This is a genomic window from Lonsdalea quercina subsp. quercina, assembly GCF_000688695.1.
Classification (GTDB): domain Bacteria; phylum Pseudomonadota; class Gammaproteobacteria; order Enterobacterales; family Enterobacteriaceae; genus Lonsdalea; species Lonsdalea quercina_D.
Genome location: NZ_JIBQ01000010.1, coordinates 212091 through 237774 on the forward strand (window position 1 = coordinate 212091; position 25684 = coordinate 237774).

The 25684-nt window shown below is 60.8% G+C and carries 23 protein-coding genes, 1 pseudogene and 1 riboswitch; of the genes and pseudogenes, 14 read left to right on the plus strand and 10 right to left on the minus strand.

Translation table 11 applies throughout. From position 1 onward, the window contains the following. Nucleotides 1-14 precede the first annotated feature (14 nt). Nucleotides 15-1004 (minus strand): GTP 3',8-cyclase MoaA, encoded by a 990-nt coding sequence (gene moaA / locus SB13_RS11870; protein ID WP_026740567.1) that lies wholly within the window; start codon nucleotides 1002-1004, stop codon nucleotides 15-17. Continuing rightward, a riboswitch (molybdenum cofactor riboswitch) is annotated at nucleotides 992-1136 on the minus strand. It overlaps the preceding gene by 13 nt. 321 nt (nucleotides 1137-1457) lie before the next feature. Between moaA and yvcK the strand changes: the two genes are divergently transcribed. The 9 genes from yvcK (at nucleotide 1458) to SB13_RS11915 (ending at nucleotide 9766) form a co-directional block, all read left to right on the plus strand. Beyond that, entirely contained in the window at nucleotides 1458-2390 is a 933-nt protein-coding gene (yvcK, locus tag SB13_RS11875; RefSeq protein ID WP_026740568.1) for a uridine diphosphate-N-acetylglucosamine-binding protein YvcK, read from the plus strand. Nucleotides 2391-2731: 341 nt separating this feature from the next. After that, nucleotides 2732-3448 carry a GntR family transcriptional regulator gene (locus SB13_RS11880; protein WP_026740569.1) on the plus strand — a complete coding sequence of 239 codons (717 nt, stop codon included), beginning with the start codon at nucleotides 2732-2734 and terminating at the stop codon, nucleotides 3446-3448. Continuing rightward, nucleotides 3448-4209, plus strand: coding sequence for an ABC transporter ATP-binding protein (locus SB13_RS11885; RefSeq protein WP_026740570.1), 762 nt, complete (start codon nucleotides 3448-3450; stop codon nucleotides 4207-4209). Before SB13_RS11880 ends, SB13_RS11885 begins: the two co-directional genes overlap by 1 nt. 205 nt (nucleotides 4210-4414) lie before the next feature. Beyond that, entirely contained in the window at nucleotides 4415-4984 is a 570-nt protein-coding gene (locus tag SB13_RS11890) for an ABC transporter permease (RefSeq protein ID WP_463605558.1), read from the plus strand. Between the two features lie 31 nt (nucleotides 4985-5015). Beyond that, entirely contained in the window at nucleotides 5016-5981 is a 966-nt protein-coding gene (locus SB13_RS11895) for an ABC transporter substrate-binding protein (protein WP_463605559.1), read from the plus strand. A 20-nt stretch (nucleotides 5982-6001) separates the two neighbouring features. Next, a complete protein-coding gene (locus tag SB13_RS11900; protein WP_026740573.1) occupies nucleotides 6002-7018 on the plus strand; it encodes a quinone oxidoreductase family protein in 1017 nt (338 codons plus the stop codon). A 30-nt stretch (nucleotides 7019-7048) separates the two neighbouring features. Then, a complete protein-coding gene (locus tag SB13_RS11905; RefSeq protein ID WP_026740574.1) occupies nucleotides 7049-7468 on the plus strand; it encodes a PaaI family thioesterase in 420 nt (139 codons plus the stop codon). Nucleotides 7469-7478: 10 nt separating this feature from the next. Next, on the plus strand, nucleotides 7479-8267 hold the full coding sequence (locus SB13_RS11910; protein WP_026740575.1) for a VOC family protein: 789 nt from the start codon (nucleotides 7479-7481) through the stop codon (nucleotides 8265-8267). Next, complete coding sequence (locus tag SB13_RS11915) at nucleotides 8264-9766, plus strand: class I adenylate-forming enzyme family protein (RefSeq protein WP_026740576.1); 1503 nt, start codon at nucleotides 8264-8266, stop codon at nucleotides 9764-9766. The genes SB13_RS11910 and SB13_RS11915 overlap by 4 nt, the downstream gene beginning before the upstream one ends. A gap of 87 nt (nucleotides 9767-9853) precedes the next feature. Here the strand turns inward: SB13_RS11915 and SB13_RS11920 are convergent. The 6 genes and pseudogenes from SB13_RS11920 to bioB all read right to left on the minus strand — a co-directional run bounded on the left by SB13_RS11920 (nucleotide 9854) and on the right by bioB (nucleotide 16541). Continuing rightward, a pseudogene (locus tag SB13_RS11920) lies at nucleotides 9854-10226 on the minus strand (VOC family protein). Between the two features lie 38 nt (nucleotides 10227-10264). Continuing rightward, nucleotides 10265-12277, minus strand: a complete 2013-nt coding sequence (uvrB, locus tag SB13_RS11925) for an excinuclease ABC subunit UvrB (RefSeq protein WP_026740577.1) — start codon at nucleotides 12275-12277, stop codon at nucleotides 10265-10267. A 650-nt stretch (nucleotides 12278-12927) separates the two neighbouring features. After that, on the minus strand, nucleotides 12928-13611 hold the full coding sequence (bioD, locus tag SB13_RS11930) for a dethiobiotin synthase (RefSeq protein WP_026740578.1): 684 nt from the start codon (nucleotides 13609-13611) through the stop codon (nucleotides 12928-12930). Further along, on the minus strand, nucleotides 13604-14368 hold the full coding sequence (gene bioC / locus SB13_RS11935; protein ID WP_026740579.1) for a malonyl-ACP O-methyltransferase BioC: 765 nt from the start codon (nucleotides 14366-14368) through the stop codon (nucleotides 13604-13606). The genes bioD and bioC overlap by 8 nt, the downstream gene beginning before the upstream one ends. After that, on the minus strand, nucleotides 14355-15503 hold the full coding sequence (bioF, locus tag SB13_RS11940; RefSeq protein WP_026740580.1) for an 8-amino-7-oxononanoate synthase: 1149 nt from the start codon (nucleotides 15501-15503) through the stop codon (nucleotides 14355-14357). The genes bioC and bioF overlap by 14 nt, the downstream gene beginning before the upstream one ends. Next, nucleotides 15504-16541: a biotin synthase BioB gene (bioB, locus tag SB13_RS11945; RefSeq protein WP_026740581.1), complete on the minus strand. Its 1038-nt coding sequence runs from the start codon at nucleotides 16539-16541 to the stop codon at nucleotides 15504-15506. A gap of 89 nt (nucleotides 16542-16630) precedes the next feature. Here bioB and bioA point away from each other — a divergent pair, with 89 nt between their 5' ends. The 5 genes from bioA (at nucleotide 16631) to SB13_RS11970 (ending at nucleotide 22094) form a co-directional block, all read left to right on the plus strand. Further along, nucleotides 16631-17932 carry an adenosylmethionine--8-amino-7-oxononanoate transaminase gene (gene bioA, locus SB13_RS11950; protein ID WP_036150608.1) on the plus strand — a complete coding sequence of 434 codons (1302 nt, stop codon included), beginning with the start codon at nucleotides 16631-16633 and terminating at the stop codon, nucleotides 17930-17932. Between the two features lie 110 nt (nucleotides 17933-18042). After that, nucleotides 18043-18456, plus strand: coding sequence for a CidA/LrgA family protein (locus SB13_RS11955; RefSeq protein ID WP_026740583.1), 414 nt, complete (start codon nucleotides 18043-18045; stop codon nucleotides 18454-18456). Next, nucleotides 18450-19145: a CidB/LrgB family autolysis modulator gene (locus SB13_RS11960; RefSeq protein WP_026740584.1), complete on the plus strand. Its 696-nt coding sequence runs from the start codon at nucleotides 18450-18452 to the stop codon at nucleotides 19143-19145. The genes SB13_RS11955 and SB13_RS11960 overlap by 7 nt, the downstream gene beginning before the upstream one ends. A 177-nt stretch (nucleotides 19146-19322) precedes the next feature. After that, the gene (cdd, locus tag SB13_RS11965) at nucleotides 19323-20210 is read left to right on the plus strand and encodes a cytidine deaminase (RefSeq protein ID WP_026740585.1); all 888 of its coding nucleotides are present in this window, start codon (nucleotides 19323-19325) and stop codon (nucleotides 20208-20210) included. A 186-nt stretch (nucleotides 20211-20396) separates the two neighbouring features. After that, the gene (locus SB13_RS11970) at nucleotides 20397-22094 is read left to right on the plus strand and encodes an NAD-dependent malic enzyme (RefSeq protein ID WP_026740586.1); all 1698 of its coding nucleotides are present in this window, start codon (nucleotides 20397-20399) and stop codon (nucleotides 22092-22094) included. Nucleotides 22095-22214: 120 nt separating this feature from the next. On the opposite strand, the gene gsiD is transcribed toward SB13_RS11970, so the two are convergent. The 3 genes from gsiD to gsiB form a co-directional block, all read right to left on the minus strand. Then, on the minus strand, nucleotides 22215-23120 hold the full coding sequence (gsiD, locus tag SB13_RS11975; RefSeq protein WP_026740587.1) for a glutathione ABC transporter permease GsiD: 906 nt from the start codon (nucleotides 23118-23120) through the stop codon (nucleotides 22215-22217). Nucleotides 23121-23128: 8 nt separating this feature from the next. After that, a complete protein-coding gene (gene gsiC / locus SB13_RS11980) occupies nucleotides 23129-24049 on the minus strand; it encodes a glutathione ABC transporter permease GsiC (protein ID WP_026740588.1) in 921 nt (306 codons plus the stop codon). Nucleotides 24050-24136: 87 nt separating this feature from the next. Then, nucleotides 24137-25678, minus strand: coding sequence for a glutathione ABC transporter substrate-binding protein GsiB (gene gsiB / locus SB13_RS11985; protein ID WP_026740589.1), 1542 nt, complete (start codon nucleotides 25676-25678; stop codon nucleotides 24137-24139). Nucleotides 25679-25684: the final 6 nt, after the last annotated feature.

Below are 25684 nucleotides of genomic sequence, written 5' to 3' on the forward strand. Positions count from 1 at the left end.
CGTTCTAAACGGTTTCACCCGCCAATAAAAGATAGATTGGGCGTGATGCCGCTGTCGCCTTCGTGCAGAAAATGCGTCTCTTTTTTCAGCCTCAGGCCGCCCGCGATGCGGTCTTGCAGCGCCGTCAGCTGGCTGTCGTCCGCCAGCAAATCCCGCAGCGGGATCCCCTGTTCGCCGAACAGGCACAGATGAAGGTTGCCTATCGCCGATACGCGCAGCCGGTTGCAGCTCTGGCAGAAGTTTTTCTCATACGGCATGATCAGTCCCACTTCCCCCTGATAGTCAGGGTGAGCGAACGTCTGGGCGGGCCCGTCGCTGCGCTGACGCGCCTGCGGCTGCCAGCCTTGTTGCAAGAGCCGATCGCGGATCGTCTGGCCGGAGACGTGGTGACGGCGGAACAGATCGCGCCCTTCACCGGTTTCCATCAGCTCAATGAAGCGCAGTTGTATCGGTCGCGGCTTAATCCAGTCCAGAAAGGTGTTCAGGCTGCCGTCGTTGACGTCCCGCATCAGCACCGTGTTGATTTTGACCTTGGGGAAGCCTGCGGCAAACGCGGCGTCGATGCCCGCCATGACCTCGCGGAACTTGTCCTGTCCGGTAATGGCGTGAAATTGTCGTGGGTCGAGGCTGTCTACGCTGACGTTAATGTGGGTCAGACCGGCCTCGCGCCAACGCGCTGCCTCACGCGCGAGCCGATAGCCGTTGGTGGTCACGGCAAGGGTTCGGATCGACGGATTTTCCCGCACGGCCGCAATGATGTCGATAAAATCACGGCGCAGCGAAGGTTCGCCCCCCGTCAGCCGCACTTTTTCCGTCCCCATTGCGGCAAACGCCCGACTGACGCGGCGGATTTCATCCAGCGACAGAAAGCGACGCGGCGTCGCGCCCTGGGGGCGGTAGCCATCGGGCAGGCAGTAGGTGCAACGAAAATTGCAGACGTCCGTAATCGACAGGCGCAGGTAATAGAACTTGCGCGCAAACGCGTCGGTCAGTTGATTCACCATAAACACCTTTCCAAATACGGGAGATGCGGGCATTTCTACGCGCACCCTGGTGGCCGAGGGGGCCACGGCCTGAGCGCCCTATTACGCGACCGGGCATAACGTAGGCATTCAGGCTAGGAGTTTTGATCTCGCTGCCGCCGTGGGTGAGGGCGTCAGAAAAACCGTGATTTCAGCATAGAGTCTATCGCCAATATTGGCGAATAGTCACTGAAAATGCGGTATATATGTTTGTATATAGCGTATTTTTCACCTATTTCGCCGACGAGGCCTGACCGGTCGGGATCGCCCCTCGTTGCTTGCCCGGTTTTCTGGCGACATCAGGGCGGCGGCTCACGCGAAACAGCGCCGTTCCCCTTTTTCAGCACGATTTGCCTCGTGCGTGATGCGCGACCGGCGGGCAGTGTGATATATATCCGCTACGTTTTTTTATTTATTTTATTGGGTGAGGCATCTATGCGTAATCTCACATTGACCGACCTCCAGCGCGTGGTGGCTTTAGGAGGGGGGCACGGTCTGGGACGCGTTATGTCTTCACTCTCTTTTCTCGGCTCGCGCCTGACCGGTATCGTCACCACCACCGATAACGGCGGCTCGACAGGGCGTATCCGCCGTTCCGAAGGCGGCATCGCCTGGGGCGATACCCGCAATTGCCTCAATCAGCTGATCACTACGCCCAGCACGGCATCCGCGATGTTCGAATACCGCTTCGGCGGCAGCGGCGAACTGGCCGGACACAATCTGGGCAATCTGATGCTCAAGGCGCTGGACAATCTCAGCGTCCGTCCGCTAGAGGCGATCAATCTCATCCGCAACCTGCTGCAGATTGACGCCGAACTCATCCCGATGTCCGAGCAGTCCGCCGATCTGCTGGCGACGGACGCGCAGGGGCTGCCGGTGTACGGGGAGGTCGCCGTCGACCAGTTGGCGACGTTGCCGCAGGACCTGCGTCTGTTTCCCGCCGTCACCACTACGCGTGAAGCGGTGGACGCCATCGCCAACGCCGATTTACTGCTCATCGGCCCCGGCAGTTTCCTGACCAGTTTGATGCCCTTGCTGCTGCTGGAGGATCTGACCGTCGCGCTTTACCACAGCAACGCGCCGATGGTGTATATCGCCAATCTGGATCAGGAACTCAGCCCGGCGGCCTCGCAGCTCACGATATCGCATCAGATTGAGATGATTGAGAGCAAAGTCGGCCGCCGGATGATCGACGCCGTGATCCTGGCGCCACAGATGAACACCGAGGCCCTGACGGATCGCCTGGTGATACAGCAACCGCTGGCGGCGGCTGACGTTCCACACCACCATGACCGACAATTGCTGCGCGAAGCTATCGCTCAAACGCAGCGGCAGCTGGCCTTGAATCTGCATCGCCAAACCGCCTGACGGTCGTTCCTCACCGTCTTCGCAAACACCCCCTACGAATTAAGGTCGCCGTTATCCCGACGGCGACAGTCTTACTGCCCCGAGCTTCCCTTGTTTTCAGCGCGTACCCCTTATTTTTCTGTATCAAAACCGTCTCGGGTTCTGCGGATGACGGACCGCTGTGCGCGTCCTGTTGATTCCGAACGGGTCTTTATCTGGGCTGCTCAGTTAAGACGTTATGTGCATATCTATCGCCATATTTCTTAGTGGTGGTTCTATTTTCCGCTTCATAGACTGACCCTCAATTAAGCGTCCCAACTCCTTTCTGTGAGCCGCTCACAGAGTCCATTGAGGATCTCCAGATGGCGATATTGCAGGCGAAAGACCGCGCACCGCAATCTCAGGCCGATAGCGCTTGGGAGCGTATCCGACGCGATGTGCTGTGCTGCCAATTGCTGCCGGGCGCCATGATCACCGAACAGGCGCTGATGGCGCGTTACGACATCGGTAAGAGTACCTGCCGGGTGGCGCTGGCGCGGCTGTGTCACGAAAACCTGATCCGCTCCCGTCCGCGTAAGGGGTATCAGATTGCGCCGGTCACAGTGCAAGACGTGGAGGAGATTTTCACCATTCGCGCTCAACTGGAGCCGCTGGCCGCCCGGCTGGCGGTGGGCCGGGTCGATATTGATGAACTCCGCCGTCTGGAAGCCGCCTGCCGGGAAGAGATCCGCGCGCCGCTCTCCCGACAAATCGACGTCTTCATGAACGCCAACAAACGCTTTCACCTGACCATCGCTCAGGCCTCCGGCAACCACCATTTGATCGCCATGCTATCGAGCCTGATGGACGAAATGGCCCGGCTGGTGGCGCTGGGCTTCAACGTGCAAGGCACCAAGCCGGAAATCAAGCACGACCACAACGCGATGATCGAAGCGTTTAGTCAGGGCGACGCCAAACGGGTGGAGCTGATCGCCCGCCGCCATATCGAAACTTTCCAGGCGATGACGCTGGACAAAGTCTACGCCACGCTAAGCCGCGACGGCGCGGTGCTGCCGCTCCTTGAACGGAGACTTCAGTGATGAGCACCAGACGGCACGACATCGCGCTCGCCTCTCCGCTTGAGGCGCGAGGCATCTATAAAACCTTCGGCGAACTGTCGGTGCTGTCCGACGTGTCGCTGACGCTCGGTCAGGGAGAAATTCTGGCGCTGCTCGGCCCCTCCGGCTGTGGGAAAAGCACTCTCCTGAACATTCTGTCTGGGCTGGAGGATGCCGACAGCGGCACGCTGACGATTCAGGGCGAACCCGCCGCGCGCTTTCGGCACTGGCAGCGCATCGGCTATCTGTTTCAGGAAGATCGCCTGCTGCCCTGGCGCACCGTTCAGCAGAACGTGAATTTCGGCCTGGAAACGCTGCGCCTCCGCCCGGAGGAACGGCGTCGGCGGGTCACCGAAGCGCTGGAGCTGGTGGGGCTGTCCGCCTTCGCCCGCTACTGGCCCCATCAGCTCTCCGGCGGCATGCGCAGCCGGGTGGCGCTGGCGCGCAGTCTGGTGACGCAGCCGGAAATTCTGCTGATGGACGAACCCTTCTCCAAGCTGGACCCGCAAACACGCAGCGCCATGCACGACGAAATCCTGCGGATCCAACGCCTGACCGAGATGGCTATCGTGCTGGTGACGCACGAGGTCGAGGAAGCCGTGGTACTGGCGAATCGGGTCATGGTATTCAAACCCAACCCCGGCCGCATCCACCACATTCAGCACATTGCGCTGTCGCGTCCGCGTCTGCCAACCAGTCAGGCGGTCAGCGAACAGGTCCGCCTGCTGCGGATGGAGGTCTGACATGATGCCCACGCGTACGCTGTCCACGCTGATAGTACAGCGTGTCATTCTGCTGGCGATGTTTCTGCTGGCGTGGTGGTTAGTGGCGCTGCGACTGCCCGCCTTCATCCTGCCGGGTCCGGAAAAAACCGCGCAGGCGCTCGCCCTACTGTGGCGGAACGGCACGCTACCGGAGGATGTCGGCATCACGCTGTCCCGCGTGGCGATGGGTTTTGGTTTCGCGNCGCTGGTCGGCACGCCGTTAGGGTTGGCGCTCGGCGCAAGTCGACGTCTGGCGCAGTTCTTCGAGCCGCTGCTGTCGGTCTTCAACAGCGTCTCTTCGGCCATCTGGGCGATTTTCGCCATCATCTGGTTTGGCATCTCCAACGCGACGACGGTGTTCGTGGTGTTCATGACCGCGATGCCGCTGATCCTGACTAACGTCTGGCAGGGCGCGCAAACGGTGGAGTCGCAGTACCTCGAACTGGCGCGCAGTTTCCGCATGAACCGCAGGCAGACGCTGCTAAAAATTTACCTGCCCACGATCTTGCCCTACTTCTTTTCCGGCGCGCGGCTGGCCTTCGGCTTCGGCTGGCGCGTCTCGCTGGNAGCCGAGACGCTGGGGGCGTCGAACGGCATCGGCTACCGCCTGCGTCAGGCGGGCGATCTGGTACAAACCGATCAGGTCTTCGCCTGGACGGTGCTGCTGGTCTCTCTCATGCTGCTGCTCGAGGGGGGCATCCTTAAACCGCTGGAACGCCGTTTGTTCCGCTGGAAAAAACTGACCCGGGAATAACATCATGAAAATGAACGTGGTCGCGACTCTGATGGTCGCGGGGGCGCTGTTCGCCCAGGCCGCCTCGGCGGCGGAGAAAGTCCGCATCGGCTACTGGACCAGCGGCGTCAGCCTCGGGTACGGCGCCGTGTTGGAAAGCACTGAATTTCTGGCGCGTCACGGCATCGACGCCGAGTTCATTCACTTTCCCGACGTGAACGCGCCGGTGAAAGCGTTGGCCTCCGGCTCTATCGATCTGGCCTTCGGCGCGCCGCTGGCCGGGATTTTCAGCACGGCCGCCGAGGGTGTGCCGGTGAAGATTTTCGCCGCCACGCAGCCCGCCGACGTGCAATTTGTCGTCCCTGCCGACTCCCCCATCAGTTCGCTTGACCAGTTGAAAGGCAAAAAGATCGGCATGTCGCCCGCCGGCTCGTCGGTGGCGGTGATCGCCAGCGCCATCCTCAGCCGCAACTACGGCATCAAACCGGCGGACTTCTCGCTGGTCGGGGGCAACGAATCACGTCTGGCGCAGTTCCTGTCGCAAAAACAGGNGGATGCCGCCGCGCTGCGTTCGGTGACGATTGGGCAACTGGGCGACCTGCATACCCGGTCGCTCGGCAGCTTTGCGGACGAGTGGCGAAAAATCACGCACAGCGACGCCGTGCCTTACATCGGCGTCGGCGCCGTCCGCAGCGAATTTATCGAACGGCATCCCGAGGCGGTGGCCCGCGTGATTGCCTCGCTGCGCGATACGCTGAGCTGGGGTCAGGACCATCCGCAGCAGGTGGCGCAGCTGCTGCAAACCCAGGCCAACCTGCCGCGTAAAGACGCCGAGGTCTACGTCGGCCGCTGGCAGAGCATGAACCGACTGTCGTTCGAACCGGCGGATATCGACACGCTGAAATTGCAGCACAAGGTGTTCCTTGAAAGCGGCACCATCAAGGGCGCGTTGAACGACAACCTGTTTGTGACCGGTCCTTATCAGCAGTCAAAAAACCTTGCCCCTCAGGCTAACTAACCGCCGACAGGAGACCCTCCGTGAGCAAAACCATGAAAGCGCTGGTGCTGGCACAGCACGGCGACCTCGACCAGCTACAGATCGTCGACACGCATCCGCGGCCGACGCCGCAACCCGGCCACGTCGTGCTGCGCGTCGGCGCCTCGTCGTTCAACTATCACGATGTCTTCACCGTACAAGGCATGCCGGGGATCACCCTACCGCTGCCGGTCGTGCCCGGTCTGGATCTGGCGGGCACGATCAGCGAGATCGGCGAGGGCGTCGAAAGCTGGCGCGTGGGCGACCGCGTGCTGGTCAACCCGCTTAAACCGAACGTCGGACTGATGGGCGAAATGATCGACGGCGGCATGGCCGAGTATGCGCTGGTCGACGCCGCGCAGCTGATCGCCCTCCCCGACCGCGTCAGCTTCGCTCAGGCGGCGGCACTGCCGGTCGCCTACGGCACCGCGCATCGAATGCTGATCACCCACCACACCGTCAAGGCGGGCGACCGTGTGCTGATCCTCGGCGCCAGCGGCGGCGTCGGCTCCGCTTGCGTGGTGCTGGCGAAACAACTGGGCGCGGAGGTTATCGCCTGCGCGGGCAGTGATGAAAAAGGCGAGGCGCTGCGGGCGCTGGGCGCCGACCACGTCGTGAATTATCGGGAAACCGACTTCTCCCGCTGGGCGATCGCCACCTACGGCAAGCCCCAGCGACGCACCTATGAAGGCGGCGTGGACGTGGTCATCAACTTCACCGGCGGAGAGACCTGGCGTCCGTCGCTGCGCTGCCTGAAACGCGGCGGCCTGCTGCTGGTCTGCGGTGCGACCGCCGGATACGACCCGCAGGAGGATTTACGCTACGTGTGGAGCTTCGAGCTGAACATCAAAGGCTCCAACAGCTTCTACCAAGAAGATTTGGTCACCCTCATCGATAAAGTCGCGCGCGGCGATATTGACCCGCTGATCGACCGCATCGTCCCGCTGGAACAGGCGGCTGAAGGGCTAAGGCTGATCCGCGATCGCGAAGTCCTCGGCAAGGTTATCGTCACGCCCTGAGGGCGTCCCCCAACGAATAAGGTAATGCCCATGACGCAGTCCTCTTCCCCCTTAACGCTCGCCGACGTTCAGACCCGCCTGCTGGCGGGGCCCTACCATCAATGGCTCGGCCTGAGCGTCATCGCCGTCGGCGACGGCGAGATTGAGCTCACCGCGCGCTGGCGTGAAGAGTGGGTTGTGAATCCGGCGGGCGGCTACACCCACGGCGGCATTCTGGCGGCCCTCGTCGACCTCACCGCCGACTGGGCGCTGGTGGCCTTTACCGGTCGCGGCGTGCCCACGCTAAACCTGCATGTGGACTATCACCGCCCGGCGCGCGGCGACCTGCGCGCCAGGGGTCGGGTGATCAAGCTCGGCAAACAGGTCTCCTGCGCCGAAGCCGAGCTGTTCGACAGCGAGGGTCGTCTGGTGGCCAGCGGCCGCGGCCTGTATTCCACCGCGACCGCGTGAGGCGCTGACGATGACGCTTACCCTTGACCATGTGGTGCTCANCGCGCGGTTCGATACCGACCGCGCGGCGTTCCTGCTGCAACAGTTGGGCTTCACGCTTACGCCGCGCGGCCGCCACTCGCTGGGGTCAATCAACCATCTGCTGATGTTCGACGGACACTATCTGGAAGTGCTCGGTCTGCCGCCGGACGAACCGCCTCAACGACGGGAACTGTTGGACGGGCCGGGCGGTCTGGACGGACTGGTGTTTGGCAGCCAGGACATCGACGCCAGCGCCGCCAGGCTACAGAAGGCGGGATTCGCCACCCTGCCGGTCAGCCACTTCTCGCGCCCCGTCACGCTGGACGGGCGCGTGCAGGCCGCGCGTTTCAGCACTGTGCACCTCGCCGCTGGCCGCTTCAGCGCCGGACGCCTCTACTTCTGCCAGCACCATACGCCGGAGCTAGTCTGGCGCGACGACTGGCTTCGGCATCCGAACGGCGTCGCGCGCATCGGGCAGTTGACCGTGGTTGGCCGCGATCCGGACGCGCTGGCGCAGCAATACCGGGCGCTGGGTGCGCTAACGCCCAGATTTTCGCTGGCGTTTCTCAGTCATGACACCTTCGCGCAGCGCTACGCCTCCCTGATCGCCCTCGACGCCGGGCGCGACAGCCAGTTCGCGGCGCTTCGCTTTCACGGCGGCGATCGCAAGCAGATCGCCGCAAGCGCGCGGACGCTCGGACTGCCGGTCAGCGAACGGCCTGAGCGACTTGTCGTCGCGCTCCCGATGTTCAACAACCTCTTCGAGTTTCTGCCATGACCGATCGCAACCTCGGCGCGCTGAATGCAGATTTGCGCGACAGCCCGCTCCCGGCGCTCATTGCCCCGCAGGAAGAAGGTCCCGCCCTCACCTGCAGCTATGCGCAGCTTAATCACCAGGCCGACGCGATCGGTCGCGCGCTGCTGGCGCGGGGGTTCGAGCCCGGCAGCCGGGTGGCGATAGTGGCGCTGAACTCCGTGCCTTACGTCGCCGCGCTGCTTGGCATTCTGCGCGCCGGGCTGGTGGCGGTTCCGGTTAATATCAAACTGCCGACCGACACCCTGCACGCCATTCTGCGAGACAGCGGCGCCGTGCTGGCGTTCGGTGACGATGCGCAGCGAGGCCGCCTTCCGCCCGCGCTGCCGCGTATCGCTCTTAGCGACGATGCGCTGCGCGCGTTTGCCGAGCCCGGACCATTAACCCCCTATCAGGCGCGACCGCAGGATCTGGCGCTGCTGCTGTATACCTCCGGCTCCAGCGGCATGCCCAAAGGCGTGCGTCTGACGCACGACAGTCATCTGTGGGTCGTCCAGACCCGCCGTGACGCGGGCGAACTGCTGGATGAACGGCTACTGATCGCCGCGCCGTTCTACCATATGAATGCGCTGGCATTGATCTTGTTGTCTCTGTCCAGCGGCGTCAGCGCGGTGATCCTGCCGCAGTTCACCGCCCCGGCCTACATTCGCGCCATTCACGACTTCCGCTGTAGCTGGCTGACCGCCGTGCCGCCGATGATCGCCATGATGCTGCGCGAAAAAGCGCTATTGGCGAACAGCGATTTGACCTGCGTGCGGGTGGTGCGGATGGGATCGGCGCCGGTCAGCGCCAGCCTGCTTGCGCAAATTCGCCGTTTGCTGCCCACCGCCCGCATCATCAACGCCTATGGGACGACGGAGGGCGGCCCGGTGGTTTTCGGGCCGCATCCCGAAGGGCTGGAGCCGCCCCCGCTGGCGACCGGTTACCCGCATCCACAGGTGCAAGTACGATTGAGGGCGGCGGATGGCGCGCTGTCCGACTACGGCGTGTTGGAGATCAACAGTCCCGCGTTGATGCAGGGTTACCACCAGCGACCGGACATCACCCCACCGTTCACCCCGGACGGCTACTACCGCACCGGCGACGTATTCCGCCGCGACGAGACGGGTTTTTACACCTTTGTCGGTCGTCATGACGATATGTTTGTCTGCGGAGGGGAAAATATCTATCCGAGCGAGGNGGAGCAGCTGCTGGAGCGTCACCCGGACGTGCAACAGGCCTGCGTGGTGCCGGTGGAGGATGAGATTAAAGGGGCCAAACCGGTCGCCTGGGTCATTTTACGTCCGGGCCGTCAGTGTGACGAAGCGTCGCTCAAGGCCTTTGCGTTGACGCACGGCGCGGCCTACCTGCATCCCCGCCGTATCTGGCTGCTCGACCGCTTTCCACTGGCGGGCACCAACAAGATCGACCGCAGCGCGCTGAAAGCGGAGGCCGCCCGGCGCATGCAAACCAATGAGCAGTAGGGGGAAACGTTAACCTACGATATCGTCAGGCTGACGCAGCCACGGCGTCACGGTGAGCCCCACCAGCATACCCACCGGGCTGCGAAATCACGTCGCCCGCTGTTGCCAAGGCTCCCGCCGTTCGTCCACCAACAGTGGAACTCCCTGCTGTTTAAGCCGCAGCGTGGCCGCGGCGAGATCCTTCACCTCGAACGCCAGCCAGCTCTGGGGAATGGGGTACTGTTCAGGCCAGCGCTCGTCGCCGAAGCAAGATTGACTGGCCTGCGCCAACGGCCAGAGGGCAAAGTGTTTCACCCCTTCCAGCACATTGGTGACCTGATAGTCCGGGTTATCGGGATAGGGTTTTAGGAGAGAGTTGCAGCGTGTCTACGTAAAGCGCGGCGCTGTCCGGCGCCGACGTCGTAATCGGACCAAAGCCCGCGATAAACAGCACATCTCTACCTGACGTCATCTTATCCATCGCGGGCCCTGTTAACTTGGGAAGGAATCATGCCGCCGTTAAGAGGCGGCGATAAACTGCGCCCGCAGCGCCTGAACCTCGTCTCGCAGGCTGGCGGCCTCCTCGAACTCCAGATTTTGCGCGTGCTTGAGCATTTGCGCCTCCAGCTCGGCGATTTTCTGCTCCAGCGCCTTCGGCGACAACAGCGCGTAGCGGGCATCCGGCTCGGCGGCCTGACGGCCTCGGCCCTTGCCTTTGTTGTTCGGCGACTGGCCGATCTGCAGGATATCGCCGATTTTCTTATTGAGCTTCTGCGGCACAATGCCGTGTTGCTCGTTGTACTCCTGCTGTTTTTCTCTGCGTCGCTGCGTTTCCGAGATCGCCCGCTCCATCGACGGAGTGATCTTGTCGCCGTAAAGAATCGCCTTACCATTCAGGTTACGCGCCGCACGACCGATGGTCTGGATCAGCGACCGTTCGGAACGCAGGAAGCCCTCTTTGTCCGCATCCAGTATCGCCACCAGCGAGACCTCCGGCATATCCAGCCCTTCTCGCAGCAGGTTGATCCCAACCAGCACGTCGAATTCGCCAAGCCGCAGGTCGCGGATGATCTCCACCCGCTCTACCGTGTCGATATCCGAGTGCAGGTAGCGCACGCGCTCGCCGTGCTCCTCCAGATACTCCGTCAGGTCTTCCGCCATCCGTTTGGTCAGCGTCGTCACCAAGACGCGCTCGTTGATGGCGACGCGCTTGCGGATTTCCGACAGGAGGTCGTCCACCTGCGTGGCCACCGGCCGCACTTCGATAATGGGGTCCAGCAAACCGGTAGGACGCACGACCTGATCGATGACTTCGCCGCCGGACTTCTCCAGTTCGTACTTGCCCGGCGTCGCCGAGACATAGATGCTCTGCGGCGCGAGGGCCTCAAACTCTTCAAACTTCATCGGCCGGTTGTCCAGCGCCGACGGCAGACGGAAACCGTACTCCACCAGCGTTTCCTTGCGCGCCCGGTCGCCGCGATACATCCCGCCCAGCTGCGGGATAGTGACGTGGGATTCATCGATCACCAACAGACCGTCCGCCGGCAGATAGTCGAACAACGTCGGCGGCGGCTCGCCCGGGCCGCGACCCGACAGGTAGCGGGAGTAGTTTTCAATGCCGGAGCAGTAACCCAGCTCGTTCATCATCTCCAGATCGAACGTGGTGCGCTGCATCAGGCGCTGCTCTTCCAGCAATTTGTTATTGGCGAGCATCACCTTGCGGCGGTCGGCCAACTCATCCTTGATCTCTTCCATCGCCTGCAAGATGCGCTCGCGCGGCGTGACGTAGTGCGTCTTGGGATAGATGGTAAAACGCGGCACGTTGCTGATGATCTGCCCGGTCAGGGAATCAAACAGCGACAGTCGTTCCACTTCGTCGTCGAACAACTCGACGCGCAGCGCCACGTCGTCCGATTCCGCCGGATAGATATCGATGACATCGCCACGCACCCGGAAGGTGCCGCGCTGGAAAGCCTGATCGTTGCGGGCGTACTGCAATTCCGCCAGCCGGCGCAAGATATCCCGCTGACCGATCAACATGCCCTGCGAGAGGTGCAGAATCATTTTCAGATACAGCGCTTTATCGCCCAGACCATAGATGGCCGAGACGGAAGCCACCACCACGACATCGCGCCGCTCCAGCAGCGCTTTAGTGGCGGAGAGGCGCATCTGCTCGATATGTTCGTTTACCGACGCATCTTTTTCGATGAACGTGTCTGAACTCGGCACGTAGGCTTCCGGCTGATAGTAGTCATAGTAAGAGACGAAGTATTCCACAGCGTTCTCAGGGAAGAACTCCTTCATTTCGCCATACAGCTGCGCCGCCAGGGTTTTATTGGGCGCCAGCACCATTGTCGGCCGGTTGAGATCGGCGATCACGTTAGCCACGGTGAAGGTCTTGCCTGAACCGGTCACACCCAATAGCGTCTGGTGCGCCAGGCCGTCTTCCAACCCCTCCTTGAGCCTGCGGATCGCTTCCGGTTGGTCGCCTGCGGGTTGGTAGGCGGAATGCAGTTTAAATTCTTTACTCATGAGCTGGGCTACCTGATTGGAGAAGATGAAAAAACGTCGGTCGGTCACAATGTCGACTTCCTCAGTATGGGAAGCGATCGGGTTGATTGCCAGCCACATGATACTGGATATAACCACAGCCTCAAGTTTGGTGTGCCGCAGTAGCATATCGCGATGCCCTTAGCCAGCGCGAAAATGCATCTTATCCCCAGCTGTCACCGCAGTGACATAAGAATGTCTTGAACGTTGACCGGAATTTACACAACTCGCCAGCGGCGCGATAAATGGCGCTTGATTTTAATTAACTTATTGATTTTTATTGCGTAGAGCAAAAAGCCGAGAATACCGTCAACCCGAGTAAAACCCGCGCCAGCTCTCGTCTGGATGAGTTTTTCTAATCCTCATACACACAGTTATCCACAGAAATGGTGGATAACTCCCACAAGAGCCCGGTGGTCCTGAGTTGGAGATAGCGACCCCGACTCACGGTATGGGGACGCAATCATTTTTTTAAAGTTTATTTTCTGACGGAATGATGATCCGGCGAGGCGAAAAAAGGCGCTTGAGTGTTGATTAACGTCAAAAAAAGCACTCAAAATCACCATGAAAAAGTTTTTTTCAAGATGATTTTTCCTATCAATTTTTAGCGTCTCTAGCCATTTTGTCGCCCATTAAACCCGAAGCGCGGCCAGGTTCAGATACTGTCCCAGATCTTGGCGCGGCTCAGGATGGGTCAAATGTGGAATTTCGCCCAGCATCGGCGCAGGAATGCACTGCTGGAGCGTCTGCAAATATTCCTGATGACGTTTCCCCGGAGGGGCGACATCATTGGCTATCCACCCCGCCAGCGTCAGCCCGGCCTGCTGCACGGCCTGCGCGGTCAGCATGGCGTGATTGATGCAACCCAGCTTGACGCCGACCACAAGAATGACCGGCAGTTGTTCTTCCACCACCCAGTCCGCATAGGTCTGCCGGCCGGAAAGCGGCGTGAACCACCCGCCGGCCCCTTCCACCAGCACCCACTCCGAACGTGCCGTCAACGCGTGTAAACCGGCGCTGAGGGCGTTAAACGCGATCGGACGTCCCTCTTCCGCGCTGATGATATGGGGCGACGTCGGCTCGGCGAAGGCCAGCGGATTGACTTCGTCATAGGCCAATGCCAGCCGACTGTTGGCTTGCAGCCACAGCGCATCCCGATTGCGCAGCCCTTCCGGCGTCATCTCGCAGCCGGAGGCCACCGGCTTATAGCCCGCGGTAAGATACCCGGCGCGTCCTGCCGCCTGTAATAGCGCGGCGCTGGCGACGGTTTTCCCCACGTCGGTGTCCGTGCCGGTCACGAACCAGCGCTCAGTCATGTTCAATCACTCCCAGAATTCGTTGATACGTCAGAGGGTAGCCCTGCGGCTCACGCGGATAGACTTCCGCCAGCGCCCGCAGTCGTTCCCGGTTGATCGCGCGCGAAGGCCGCCCCTCGTGCAGCCAGGTCGCGCCCACGCCTTTCAGCGAGCGCATCAGGCTCAGCACGTCGGGGAAATAGCAGGTCATCGGCGCGCTAACCAACCGATGGCGGTAGGGCTGACAGGCGGCTTCGATCTCCGGCACGGTCAAGAAGCGGTTGACCCGGCGCGAGCCATCCAGCTGCAACCATGCGTTCTCCAGCTCCGCCAGCGTACCTTGAGCCAGTGTGCAGAAGGCGACGGCCCCGCCGGGCCGCGTCACGCGGTATAGCTCGCCCAGTCCGCGAGACAGATCGTCGCACCACTGGATCGCCAGGTTGCTGAAGCTCAGATCCACACTGGCTGTCGGCAACGGCAGATGTTCGATATCGCCCAGCACATAGTGTGATGCCGACGCCCGCTGCCGCGCTTCCGCCAGCATCTGCGACGACAGATCCAGCGCGGTAACGCTTTTGCCCTGGGCCTGCCAGCGGCGGCTGAAATAGCCCGTTCCGCAGCCTGCATCCAGCAGTTCCTGTCCGGCGTGTTCGTCGAGCAACGACATCAGCCGCTCCCCGCTCTCTCGCTGCAACTCGGAAAAACGGTCGTAGTGCGTGGCGGCGCGGCCGAACGCCCGCGCAATCGCCTGCTTGTGAGGAGCCTCAGACGGCGTCATGCAACACCTCCAGCAGCCGGTCGATATCCTGCGGCGTATGACCCGCCGTCAGGGTGATGCGCAGACGAGAGGTGCCCGGCGGCACCGTCGGCGGTCGCATCGCGCCGACCCAGAGCCCTTGCTCTCGCAGCGTCTGAGACAGCGCCAGCGTCTGGTGATTGTCGCCGACGATCAGCGGTTGGATCGCGCTCTGGGAGGTTTGCAACTGATAAGCCAGCCCGGCGGCGCCGCGACGAAAGCGGGCGATGTTGTCCGCCAGTTTTTGTCGCAGATCGTCACCGTGGCGCACCACCTCCAGCGCCGCGCTCAATGCACAGGCCTGCGCAGGCGGCATAGAAGTGCTGTAGATAAGATGGCGAGCAAACTGGGTCAGATACTCCGCGACGTCGTGGCGACAGAGGACCGCCGCTCCGCTGGCGCCGAACGCCTTGCCAAAGGTGACGATCAACAGCTCAGGCTGGACGCCTTGAGTCCAGCAGCTGCCGCGCCCCTGTTCGCCCAGCACGCCAATGCCGTGAGCATCGTCGACCATCAGCCAGGCGCCGTGCCGACGACACGCCGCCTGGAGTGCCGACAGCGGCGCCGCATCGCCGTCCATACTGAAAATCCCTTCCGTCACCGCCAACGTCTGGCCGTCGCACGGCGCGCGCAACAGGCGTTCCAGCCCTTCCGGCTGATTATGCGGGAAACGGCGCAACGTGGCCGGGGACAAAGCGGACGCCTCCAAGAGCGATGCATGGCTGAGTTTGTCCGCCAGAATGCGATCTCCCGCGTCCGCCAGCGCGGCGATCACCGCCTGATTGGCGGCATAGCCGGAGATGAACAGCAGCGCGCGATCGTAGCCGAGCCAGTCCGCCAGCTGCCGCTCCAGCGCTTCGTGTGCGACGCTGTAGCCGGTGACATGTCCCGAACCGCCGCTGCCCACGCCGAAACGCTCGGCGCCCTGCTGCCATGCGCGCACGATGCTGGGATGCTGGCTGATGCCAAGATAGTCGTTGCTGGAAAAATTCAGATAGCCGCGACCGTTGGTCTCCAGCCAGCGCCCGCCGCCGCCTTCATTCACCTGACGCTGACGGTAGGCGCCCTCCTCGCGACGCTGCGCCAGCGCCCGTTCGATACGTTGCTGCCAGCCCATTTAGACCGCCGCGTTGTAGAACTGCTCGGTGTCGGCGTTCATCAGCTGCTCGGTCAGATGTTGCTGCTGTTGGTTGTCGCCGTACTCGGTGCTGGTCTGCTGCGGGTTGAGTCCCAGCTTGCGGAACAGCTGCAGATCTTTGTCTTCCTTCGGGTTCGGGGTCGTCAACAGCTTGCAGCCGTAGAAAATCGAGTTGGCCCCGGCCATAAAGCACATGGCCTGCGTCTGCTCGCTCATCTGTTCGCGCCCGGCGGACAGACGGACGTGCGACGTCGGCATCATGATGCGGGCGATGGCGATGGTACGCACGAAATCGAACGGATCGACGTCCTCGTTTTCGGCCAGCGGCGTACCTTTGACCTTGACCAGCATGTTGATCGGCACGCTCTCCGGCGGCGTCGGCAGATTGGCCAGCTGCACCAGCAGACCGGCGCGGTCGCGCACCGTTTCGCCCAGACCGATGATCCCGCCGGAACAGACTTTGATCCCCGCTTCGCGCACTTTGCCGAGCGTATCCAGACGTTCCTGATAAGTGCGGGNGGTGATGATGCTGCCGTAGAATTCCGGCGAGGTATCGAGGTTATGGTTGTAGAAATCCAGCCCCGCTTCCGCCAGTCTCTCCGCCTGATCGCCCTGTAGCGTCCCCAACGTCATGCAGGTTTCCATTCCCAGCGCTTTCACGCCGCGCACCATCTCTTCGAGATAGGGCATGTCGCGCTCATGCGGGTTTTTCCAGGCGGCGCCCATACAGAAACGGGTCGAGCCTGCGGCCTTGGCCTGACGGGCGGAGGTCATTACCTGCTCAACCTGCATCAGACGCTCGGTTTCGATGCCGGTACGATAACGGGAACTCTGGGGGCAATATTTGCAGTCTTCGGGGCAGGCGCCGGTCTTGATAGACAGCAGCGTGCTGACCTGAACCTGGCGCGGATCGAAATGCTGCCGGTGAACGGTCTGCGCCTCATACATCAGCTCCAGAAAGGGCTTATTAAACAGGTCTTGCGCCTGTTCCAACGTCCATTGAACTCGTTCTGACATCACTACAACTCCGGGTGAAAAAGATTTCGTCAGTGTAATTTATGGGGATATACTGTCAACCAAATTGAATTAGATTTAGTTGACAAGTTATGATCACTCCAGACGATCTCCAGTTTGACCAACGCCATATCTGGCATCCGTATACGTCCATGACCCAGCCACTGCCCTGCTATCCGGTCAGCGCCGCACACGGCGTGGAGCTGCAGCTGGAAGACGGCCGCAAGCTGGTAGACGGCATGTCCTCCTGGTGGGCCGCGATCCACGGCTATCACCATCCCCGCATCAATCAGGCCGTCACGGAACAGCTGGGCCAGATGTCCCACGTCATGTTCGGGGGCATCACCCATGCGCCCGCCATCGCGTTGTGCCGACGGCTGGTGGCGATGACGCCGGATGCGCTGGAGTGCGTTTTTCTGGCGGATTCCGGATCGGTGGCGGTCGAGGTCGCCATGAAGATGGCGTTGCAGTATTGGCAGGCGCAGGGACAGTCGCGTCGTCAGTTTGTGACGCTGCGTCATGGCTATCACGGCGATACCCTGGGGGCGATGTCGGTGTGCGATCCGCAGAATTCGATGCACAGCCTCTATCAGGGGTATTTACCGCCGCATCTGTTCGCGGATGCGCCGCAGTGTCGCTTTGGCGAAACGTGGCGGGAAGAAGACGGCGATTCGCTGACGGCGATCGTTGAACAGCATGCGGAGAGCATCGCGGCCGTGATTCTGGAGCCGATCGTGCAGGGCGCTGGCGGCATGCGCTTCTATCATCCCCAGTATCTGCGCCGGGTGCGACAGCTGTGCGACCAGTACGGCATCCCGCTCATCGCCGATGAGATCGCCACCGGCTTCGGCCGCACCGGCAAACTGTTCGCCTGCGAACATGCAGGCATCACGCCGGATATTCTGTGCCTCGGTAAAGCCCTCACCGGCGGCTATATGACGCTGTCCGCGACGCTCGCCACCCGACACATCGCCAACACCATCAGCGACGGCGAGGCGGGCTGCTTTATGCACGGACCCACCTTTATGGGGAACCCGCTCGCCTGTGCGGCCGCCAACGCCAGCCTGGCGCTGTTGGAAGAGGGACATTGGTCGTCTCAGGTCGCGGCGATTGAAGCGCAGCTGCGCGCTGAGTTATTGCCTCTGGCCGCCTCTCCGCGCGTTGCTGATGTCCGTGTTTTGGGCGCCATCGGCGTGGTGGAGACCGTCGCGCCGGTGAATATGGCGCGGCTGCAACGCTTTTTTGTTAACAAAGGTGTCTGGATACGGCCATTTGGCAAACTGATCTACCTCATGCCGCCGTATATTATTTCAGCGGAATCCTTATCCCGACTCACGAATGCGATCGCCGAAGCCTTGTCGCAGAGTGAATTGTTCGACAAAACCCCGGTTTAGCGACGAAAACGCCTTGGTTTCCCAATGGGGGAAACGGTGCTGCGCAACCCGTAGCACCGGCTTTCGGTTAGCGCTATCATAAATTCCCCCAGATAATCAGGAATCCTTCCATGCGTAATACGATCACACTCTGCTGGCAGTATTTACGCGCTTTCGTATTGATTTACCTGTGCCTTTACGCAGGCAATACGATATCCGCGTTACTGCCTATCACCATCCCCGGCAGCATCATTGGCATGCTGATCCTTTTCGCCCTGCTCTCTTCGCAAATCCTTCCCGCCGACTGGGTCCGACCCGGTTGTCACGTGCTGATCCGCTATATGGCATTGCTGTTCGTCCCTATCGGCGTCGGCGTGATGAGCTATTTCGATCTATTGCGCAGCCAGTTTGGTCCCATCGTCGTCTCCTGCCTGATCAGCACGCTGATAGTGATGGTGGTTGTTGGGTACTGCACCCAGATCATGCACAGGGAAAGGACGCTGCCGGGAACCCCGCGGGCAGCTAAGGAAAAAGAGCAATGCTGACCTATTTATGGTGGTCCTTGCCGCTGACGCTGCTGGTGTTCTTCGGCGCGCGTCGGGTGGCGATTAAACTGAACATGCCGCTGCTCAATCCGCTGCTGGTGTCCATGCTCATCATTATTCCCGTCCTGCTGCTGCTACGCATTCCTTATGAACACTATTTCAAAGGCAGCGAAGTGCTGAACAACCTGTTGCAGCCCGCCGTGGTCGCGCTGGCGTTCCCACTTTATGAGCAGATTCATCAAATTCGCGCCCGGTGGAAATCCATTATTACCGTCTGCTTTGTCGGCAGCCTGACCGCGATCGTCAGCGGCACGCTGGTGGCGCTGTGGCTGGGCGCGACGCCGGAAATCGCCGCGTCGGTCCTGCCGAAGTCCGTCACCACCCCCATCGCGATGGCGGTCGCCAGCTCGATAGGCGGCATTCCCGCCATTAGCGCCGTCTGCGTGATTTTCGTCGGGATCCTCGGCGCGGTAATGGGACACAGCCTGCTCAATCGGCTCAAGATTACGGTGAAGTCGGCGCGCGGACTCTCGATGGGCACCGCGTCCCACGCCCTGGGCACCGCCCGCTGCGCGGAAGTCGACTTTCAGGAAGGCGCGTTCAGTTCGCTGGCATTGGTGATCTGCGGCATTATGACGTCGCTGCTCGCCCCGTTCGTCTTCCCGCTGCTGTTGCTGATGGCGCACTAAAGACAGGAGCGCTCTCCGGCTGGTGCGGATGAGCGCTCACGCGAGTCATATTTTGATTAATATTGTCACTCAGCTTTTCATTCCGTTTCATGTCATTGTGCTAAAGATCACATTTATGCGATTCAACTTCGGCTGTCCGCTATGCTTGAAAAAAGAAGAATGAAAAGGGGGACGTAGATGCAATCACGGTTTCACGCCGCACTCAGTCAGTTGCCCGACGCGATGCAGGCGGTGCTCACGCCGATGCTTAATCGGGGAGATTTCGCCGCATGGCTGTCCGCCGCGGACGTTGGACGTCTCCGCCTCGCCGGTCAAGTTGATGAAACACAGCTCGCGCTGATGCTGCTTCCGTTGGCGGCGGCCTGCGCCCACGCGCCGATCTCGCATTTTCAGGTCGGCGCGGTCGCGCAGGGCGCCAGCGGCAACCTCTATTTCGGCGCCAATATGGAATTTCCCGGCATGCCGCTGCAACAAAGCGTCCATGCAGAGCAAAGCGCTATCACCCATGCCTGGCTCCGTCACGAGCGGGCACTGCGCACGCTGACCGTCAACTATTCGCCCTGCGGCCACTGCCGTCAGTTCATCAACGAACTGAACTCCGCGGCGACGCTGAGTATCAGCCTGCCCGAACGCTCGCCTCAGCCTCTTTCTCACTATCTGCCCGACGCCTTCGGCCCGCGAGATTTGAATGTCGCCACGCTGCTGATGGACCAGGTACATCACGGGTTAAGATTGTATAGCGAAGACACGTTAGTACAGGCCGCGCTGGCGGCGGCCAACCGCAGCCATGCGCCGTATACGGAGGCCTACAGCGGCATCGCCCTGCAGACGTACTCGGGCGCGATCTACACCGGCTGCTACGCTGAAAATGCGGCCTTCAACCCCAGCCTGCCGCCGCTACAGGCGGCGCTGAACCTGATGAATCTGTCAGGGGAAAAAACCGCAGATTTGCGTCATGCGGTGCTGGTCGAACGTCAACAGGCCGTCATCAGTCAGTGGAGCGCCACGCAGGCCATGTTAGGGGCTTTGAGAGATGTTGATTTACGGTACGTTGTTATTACGTGATTGTTGCCCAAGGCCAAACAGGGTGTGACCTTGCTCACTTTTTAGTTGAATGCAAGTCATATGTAATTATTTTAATTAACATTGCCTGTACATATTCAGTGGGTTCTTTAAGATTTTAAAGACACTTCATTTCGTTGCTGCACCTGAACCCATTTCTGTTACCCCTAAAAAAAAGAGCTAAAAGTCATGGAATTAGAATACGAAAGTAAACGCCCTCTCTACATACCTTATGCTGGACCCATCCTTCTCGAATTTCCGCTACTGAACAAAGGCAGCGCCTTTACCGAAGAAGAACGATCCCATTTCAACCTGACCGGCCTGCTGCCGGAAGCGGTCGAAACCATTGAAGAACAGGCCGAACGCGCCTGGCGTCAATACGAAGGCTTCAAAAACGACATCGAAAAGCATGTTTATCTGCGCAACATTCAGGATACCAACGAGACGCTGTTCTACCGACTGCTGCAGGGTCACCTGAGTGAGATGATGCCGATTATCTACACCCCAACCGTCGGCGAAGCCTGCGAACATTTCTCCGATATCTACCGTCGCGCGCGCGGCCTGTTCATCTCTTACCCGAACCGTGAGCATATCGACGATATGCTTCAGAATGCCACGAAACAGAACGTGAAAGTCATCGTAGTGACCGATGGCGAACGTATTCTGGGTCTGGGCGATCAGGGTATCGGCGGCATGGGGATTCCTATCGGTAAGCTGTCGCTGTACACCGCCTGCGGCGGCATCAGCCCGGCCTACACGCTGCCGGTCGTGCTGGATGCCGGCACCAACAACCAGCAGTTGCTGAACGATCCGCTCTACATGGGCTGGCGTCATCCGCGTATTTCCGGCGACGAGTACTACGCCTTTGTGGACGAATTCATTCAGGCGGTAAAACGCCGCTGGCCGAACGTCCTGCTGCAGTTTGAAGACTTTGCGCAGGGCAACGCCATGCCGTTGCTGAAACGCTACCGGGATGAAATCTGCAGCTTCAACGATGATATTCAGGGCACCGCCGCCGTGGCGCTGGGCAGCCTGATTGCCGCCAGCCGTGCCGCCGGCAGCCAGCTGCGCGACCAGACCGTGGCCTTCCTCGGCGCTGGCTCCGCCGGTTGCGGCATCGCAGAGCAGATTATCGCCCAGATGGTGGCCGAGGGCCTGACCGATGAAGAAGCGCGGTCACGCGTCTTCATGGTCGACCGTTTCGGCCTGCTGACCGATAAACTGCCTAACCTGCTCAACTTCCAAAGTCCGCTGGTGCAGAAGAGCGAGAAAATCGCGCATTGGGATGTCAGCAGCGACGCGATTTCTCTGCTGGAAGTGATGCAAAACGCCAAGCCGACCGTGCTGATCGGAGTCTCTGGCCAGCCGGGGCTGTTCACGGAAGAGATCATCCGTGAGATGAACAGCAACTGCGCGCGTCCTATCGTTATGCCGCTCTCCAACCCGACCTCGCGCGTGGAAGCCCGACCGGAAGATATCTTCAACTGGACCGACGGTACGGCGCTGGTCGCGACCGGCAGCCCGTTCGCTCCCGTCACGCATAAAGGCGAGATCTACCCGATCGCCCAGTGCAACAACTCCTATATCTTCCCGGGCATCGGTCTCGGCGTGCTGGCAAGCGGCGCGCGTCGCATCACCGACGGTATGCTGATGGCAGCCAGTCGCGCGCTGGCCGACTGTTCACCGTTGGCGAACGAAGGCAAAGGCGGCCTGCTGCCGGAGATCGAGAAAATTCAGGAAGTGTCGCATCACATTGCGCTGGAAGTCGCCAAGATGGCGCAAGAAGACGGCGTAGCGGAAGTGACCTCCGAAGAAGCGCTGATCAAGGCGATCGAGCACAACTTCTGGCACCCACAGTACCGCACGTACAAACGTACCTCGTTCTAATCTCACCTTGTCCGCGCCGCATTCGCCGCGCGGACGCCAGACACAAAGACGCCGCGTCATGTTCGACGCGGCGTCTTTTTTTCAACGTACAAGTCCGGTGCAGACCGTTGAATGCCGTGACTACGACTTCAGTTTCGGATCCAACGCGTCACGCAAACCGTCGCCCAGCAGGTTGAATGCCAGCACCGTCAGAAAGATCGCCAGGCTGGGGAAAATCGCCACGTGCGGCGCCAGTACCATATCCGACCGCGCCTCGTTAAGCATCGCCCCCCACTCCGGCATCGGCGGCTGCGCGCCCAGCCCCAGAAACGACAGGCTCGCGGCGGCGATGATCGACATCCCGATACGCATGGTGAAATACACGACGATGGACGACACGGTGCCGGGCAGAATATGGCGCAGTACGATAGTCCAATCGGACGCCCCGATGCTGCGCGCCGACTCAATGAACGTCTGGTGTTTTAACACCAGCGTGTTGCTGCGTACCAGACGGGCAAAGGCCGGAATGCTGAATATCGCGACCGCCACCACCACGTTCGCCATGCCGCTGCCCATGATCGCCACGACGGCAATCGCCAGCAGGATCCCTGGGAAAGCGAACAACACATCGCAGATACGCATGATGAGGCGGTCCCACACGCCTTCGTAGTACCCCGCCAGCAACCCCAGCGCCGTGCCGATCGCCATCCCGACCAGGACGGAACAGACGCCGGACACCAGCGAGATCCGCGCGCCCAGCAGTATCCGGCTGAAAATATCCCGCCCCAGCGAATCGACGCCCAGCCAGTGCAGCGCCGACGGCCCTTCGTTCAACCGGTCGTAGTCAAAGTAATTTTCCGCGTCAAACGGCGCCAGATATGGGGCGAACACCGCCACCAGCACCAGCAGCACGACAAACAGGCCGGCGACCAGCGCCACCCGCTGTTGACAGAAGCGCCGCCAAAATTCCCGCAGCGGCGTCCGGTTTTTCCCCACCGTCGCCGTCGGCATGGCCGCTATCACGGCGTTGCGTCGCCAGTTTTTCATTCTGTCCCTCACTGATAACGAATGGCCGGATTGATGGCCGCATACAGCATATCCACCAATAGGTTGATAAGAATAAACTCCAGCGAAAACAGCAGCACTTCCGCCTGAATCACGGGGTAGTCGCGCATCTCCACGGCGTCCACCAATAATCGGCCCAGTCCCGGCCAGTTGAAGACCTTTTCAACCACAATGGAGCCGCCCAGCAGGAAGCCGAACTGTAGACCCATCATCGTCACGACGGGGATCAGCGCATTGCGCAATCCGTGTTTAACGATGACCAGCGACTCCCGCACCCCTTTGGCGCGGGCGGTGCGCATATAGTCTTCCTGCATCACCTCGACGAAGGACGCGCGGGTAAAACGGGCCATCACCGCCGCCACGGCCGCGCCCAGCGTGATGGAGGGCAGGATATAGTGCCGCCAGCTGTCGGCCCCGACGGTCGGCAGCCAGCCGAGTTGGACCGAGAAAACCTGCATCAATAACATGCCCAGCGCGAAAGCCGGAAAAGAGAGTCCCGATACCGCCAGCGTCATGCCGACCCGGTCCGGCCAGCGATTGCGCCACACGGCGGAAACCATACCCATGCTCATGCCAAATAGCGTCGCCCAGGCCATGCTGCATACCGTCAGCCAAAATGTCGGCATGAAGCGGGTGGCGATCTCTTCCGTGACCGGCCGTTTGGACACCATCGAGTGGCCGAAATCCCCCTGCAGCACATTAGCCAGAAAATGCAAAAACTGCTGCGGCAGCGGTCGATCCAGCCCCAGCTCCTGGCGCACCATCTGCACCACTTCGGCATCCGCATCCTGTCCGGCCACCAGACGCGCGGGATCGCCCGGCAGCAGGTGAACAAACAGAAACACCAGCACCATGACGATGAATAAGGTCGGGATGAGTCCCAGTAAACGTTTGAGAAAATAATTCAGCATTGACGCCTTTCCACATACGGTGTTTCGCCGCCCGACCGATACGCCGGACGGAAAAGCCGCCGGTCTGAAGCCGGCGGCGCAGGTTGATTACTCAGTCAGGTCGGCGTTATCAAAACTGAACGAGGTGTCCGGCATCATGTAGAAGCCGGTCAGTTTCTTGCTATTGGCTGACACCAGTTTTTCCGTTACCAGGAACGCCCAGGGCGCATCGGCCCAGATTTTGTCCTGCGCGTCGGCATAGAGTTTCTGCTTCTCGGCGCGATCTGTCGTTTTCAACGCGTTGGTCAGATCGGCATCTACCGCCGGGTTGCTGTAGAACGCGGTGTTAAACTGCGCGGGCGGCCAGGCGGCGGTCGAGAACAGTGGGCTCAGCGCCCAGTCGGCCTCGCCGGTGGAAGCGGACCAACCGGTGTAGAACATCCTGACCCCGCTCTCTTTCACCCCTTTGCCCTCCACTTCCGCGGCGCGCTGTCCGGCGTCCATCGCGGTCACCTGTACCTTGATGCCCACCTGCGCCAGCTGCTGCTGAGTGAACTGCAATACCTTCTGCGCCGTGCTGTGGTTATGCGACGACCACAGCGTGGTGGTGAACCCGTTGGGATAACCGGCTTCTTTGAGCAGCTCACGCGCCTTGGCCGGATCGTACGGCCACGGCTTGTACTGCACCGCATAGTCGATGCCGGCGGGCAGCGGTCCCTCGGACGGCACCGCATAGCCCGAAAACGCGACCTTGATTAACGCATTCTTGTTGATGGCGTAGTTGATCGCCTGACGAACTTTGGGATTGTCGAACGGCTTTTGCGTCACATTAAAGCTGATGTAGCGATGCAGGATCGACGGCGACGCCACCAGCGAGATGTCCTTGTCTTTTTCCAGCAGCTTGGCCTGCTCGAAGGGGATCGGATAGGCGAACTGCGCCTCGCCGGTCTGCAACAGCGCCGCGCGCGTATTGTTATCGACGATGGGACGCCATGTGATGCTGTCCAACTTCGGCAGACCGGACTGCCAGTATCCGGCGAATTTTTCCACCTTCACAAAGTCGGTCTGATTCCAGGTCACAAAGCGGTAGGGCCCCGTCCCAACCGGGTGGAAGCCGATCTCTTTGCCGTACTGCTTCAGCGCCGCGGGCGAGATGATGACCGCCGCAGGATGCGCCAGATTGTTGACGAACGCGGAGAACGGCGTTTTCAGCGTGATTTTCACCGTCAGCGGATCGACCACTTCAGTGCTGGCGATACTCTTGAACAGGTTGTAACGCTTCAGGTGGTTGTCCGGATTACTGGCGCGATCGAAGTTGACCTTCACCGCTTCGGCGTTGAAGTCGCTACCGTCATGGAATTTCACGCCCGGTCGCAGTTTGATGGTATACACCTTGCCATCGGGGCTGGCCTGATAGCTCTCCGCCAGCACGTTGGTCAGCTTCATCTCCTTATCAAAGCCGAACAGCCCCTGATAGAACGACTTGGCCACCGTCTGAGACAGCGTGTCGTTAGCGTCGTAAGGATCGAGCGTCGTGAAGTTGGAGGCGACGGCGATGACTGCGTCCTTCGCCGCCCATACCGGCGCGGCGGTCATTGAAGCAGCGATGCCCGCGGCCAACAGCCAGCGATGCGTCTTAACTGTTTTCATGTTGTG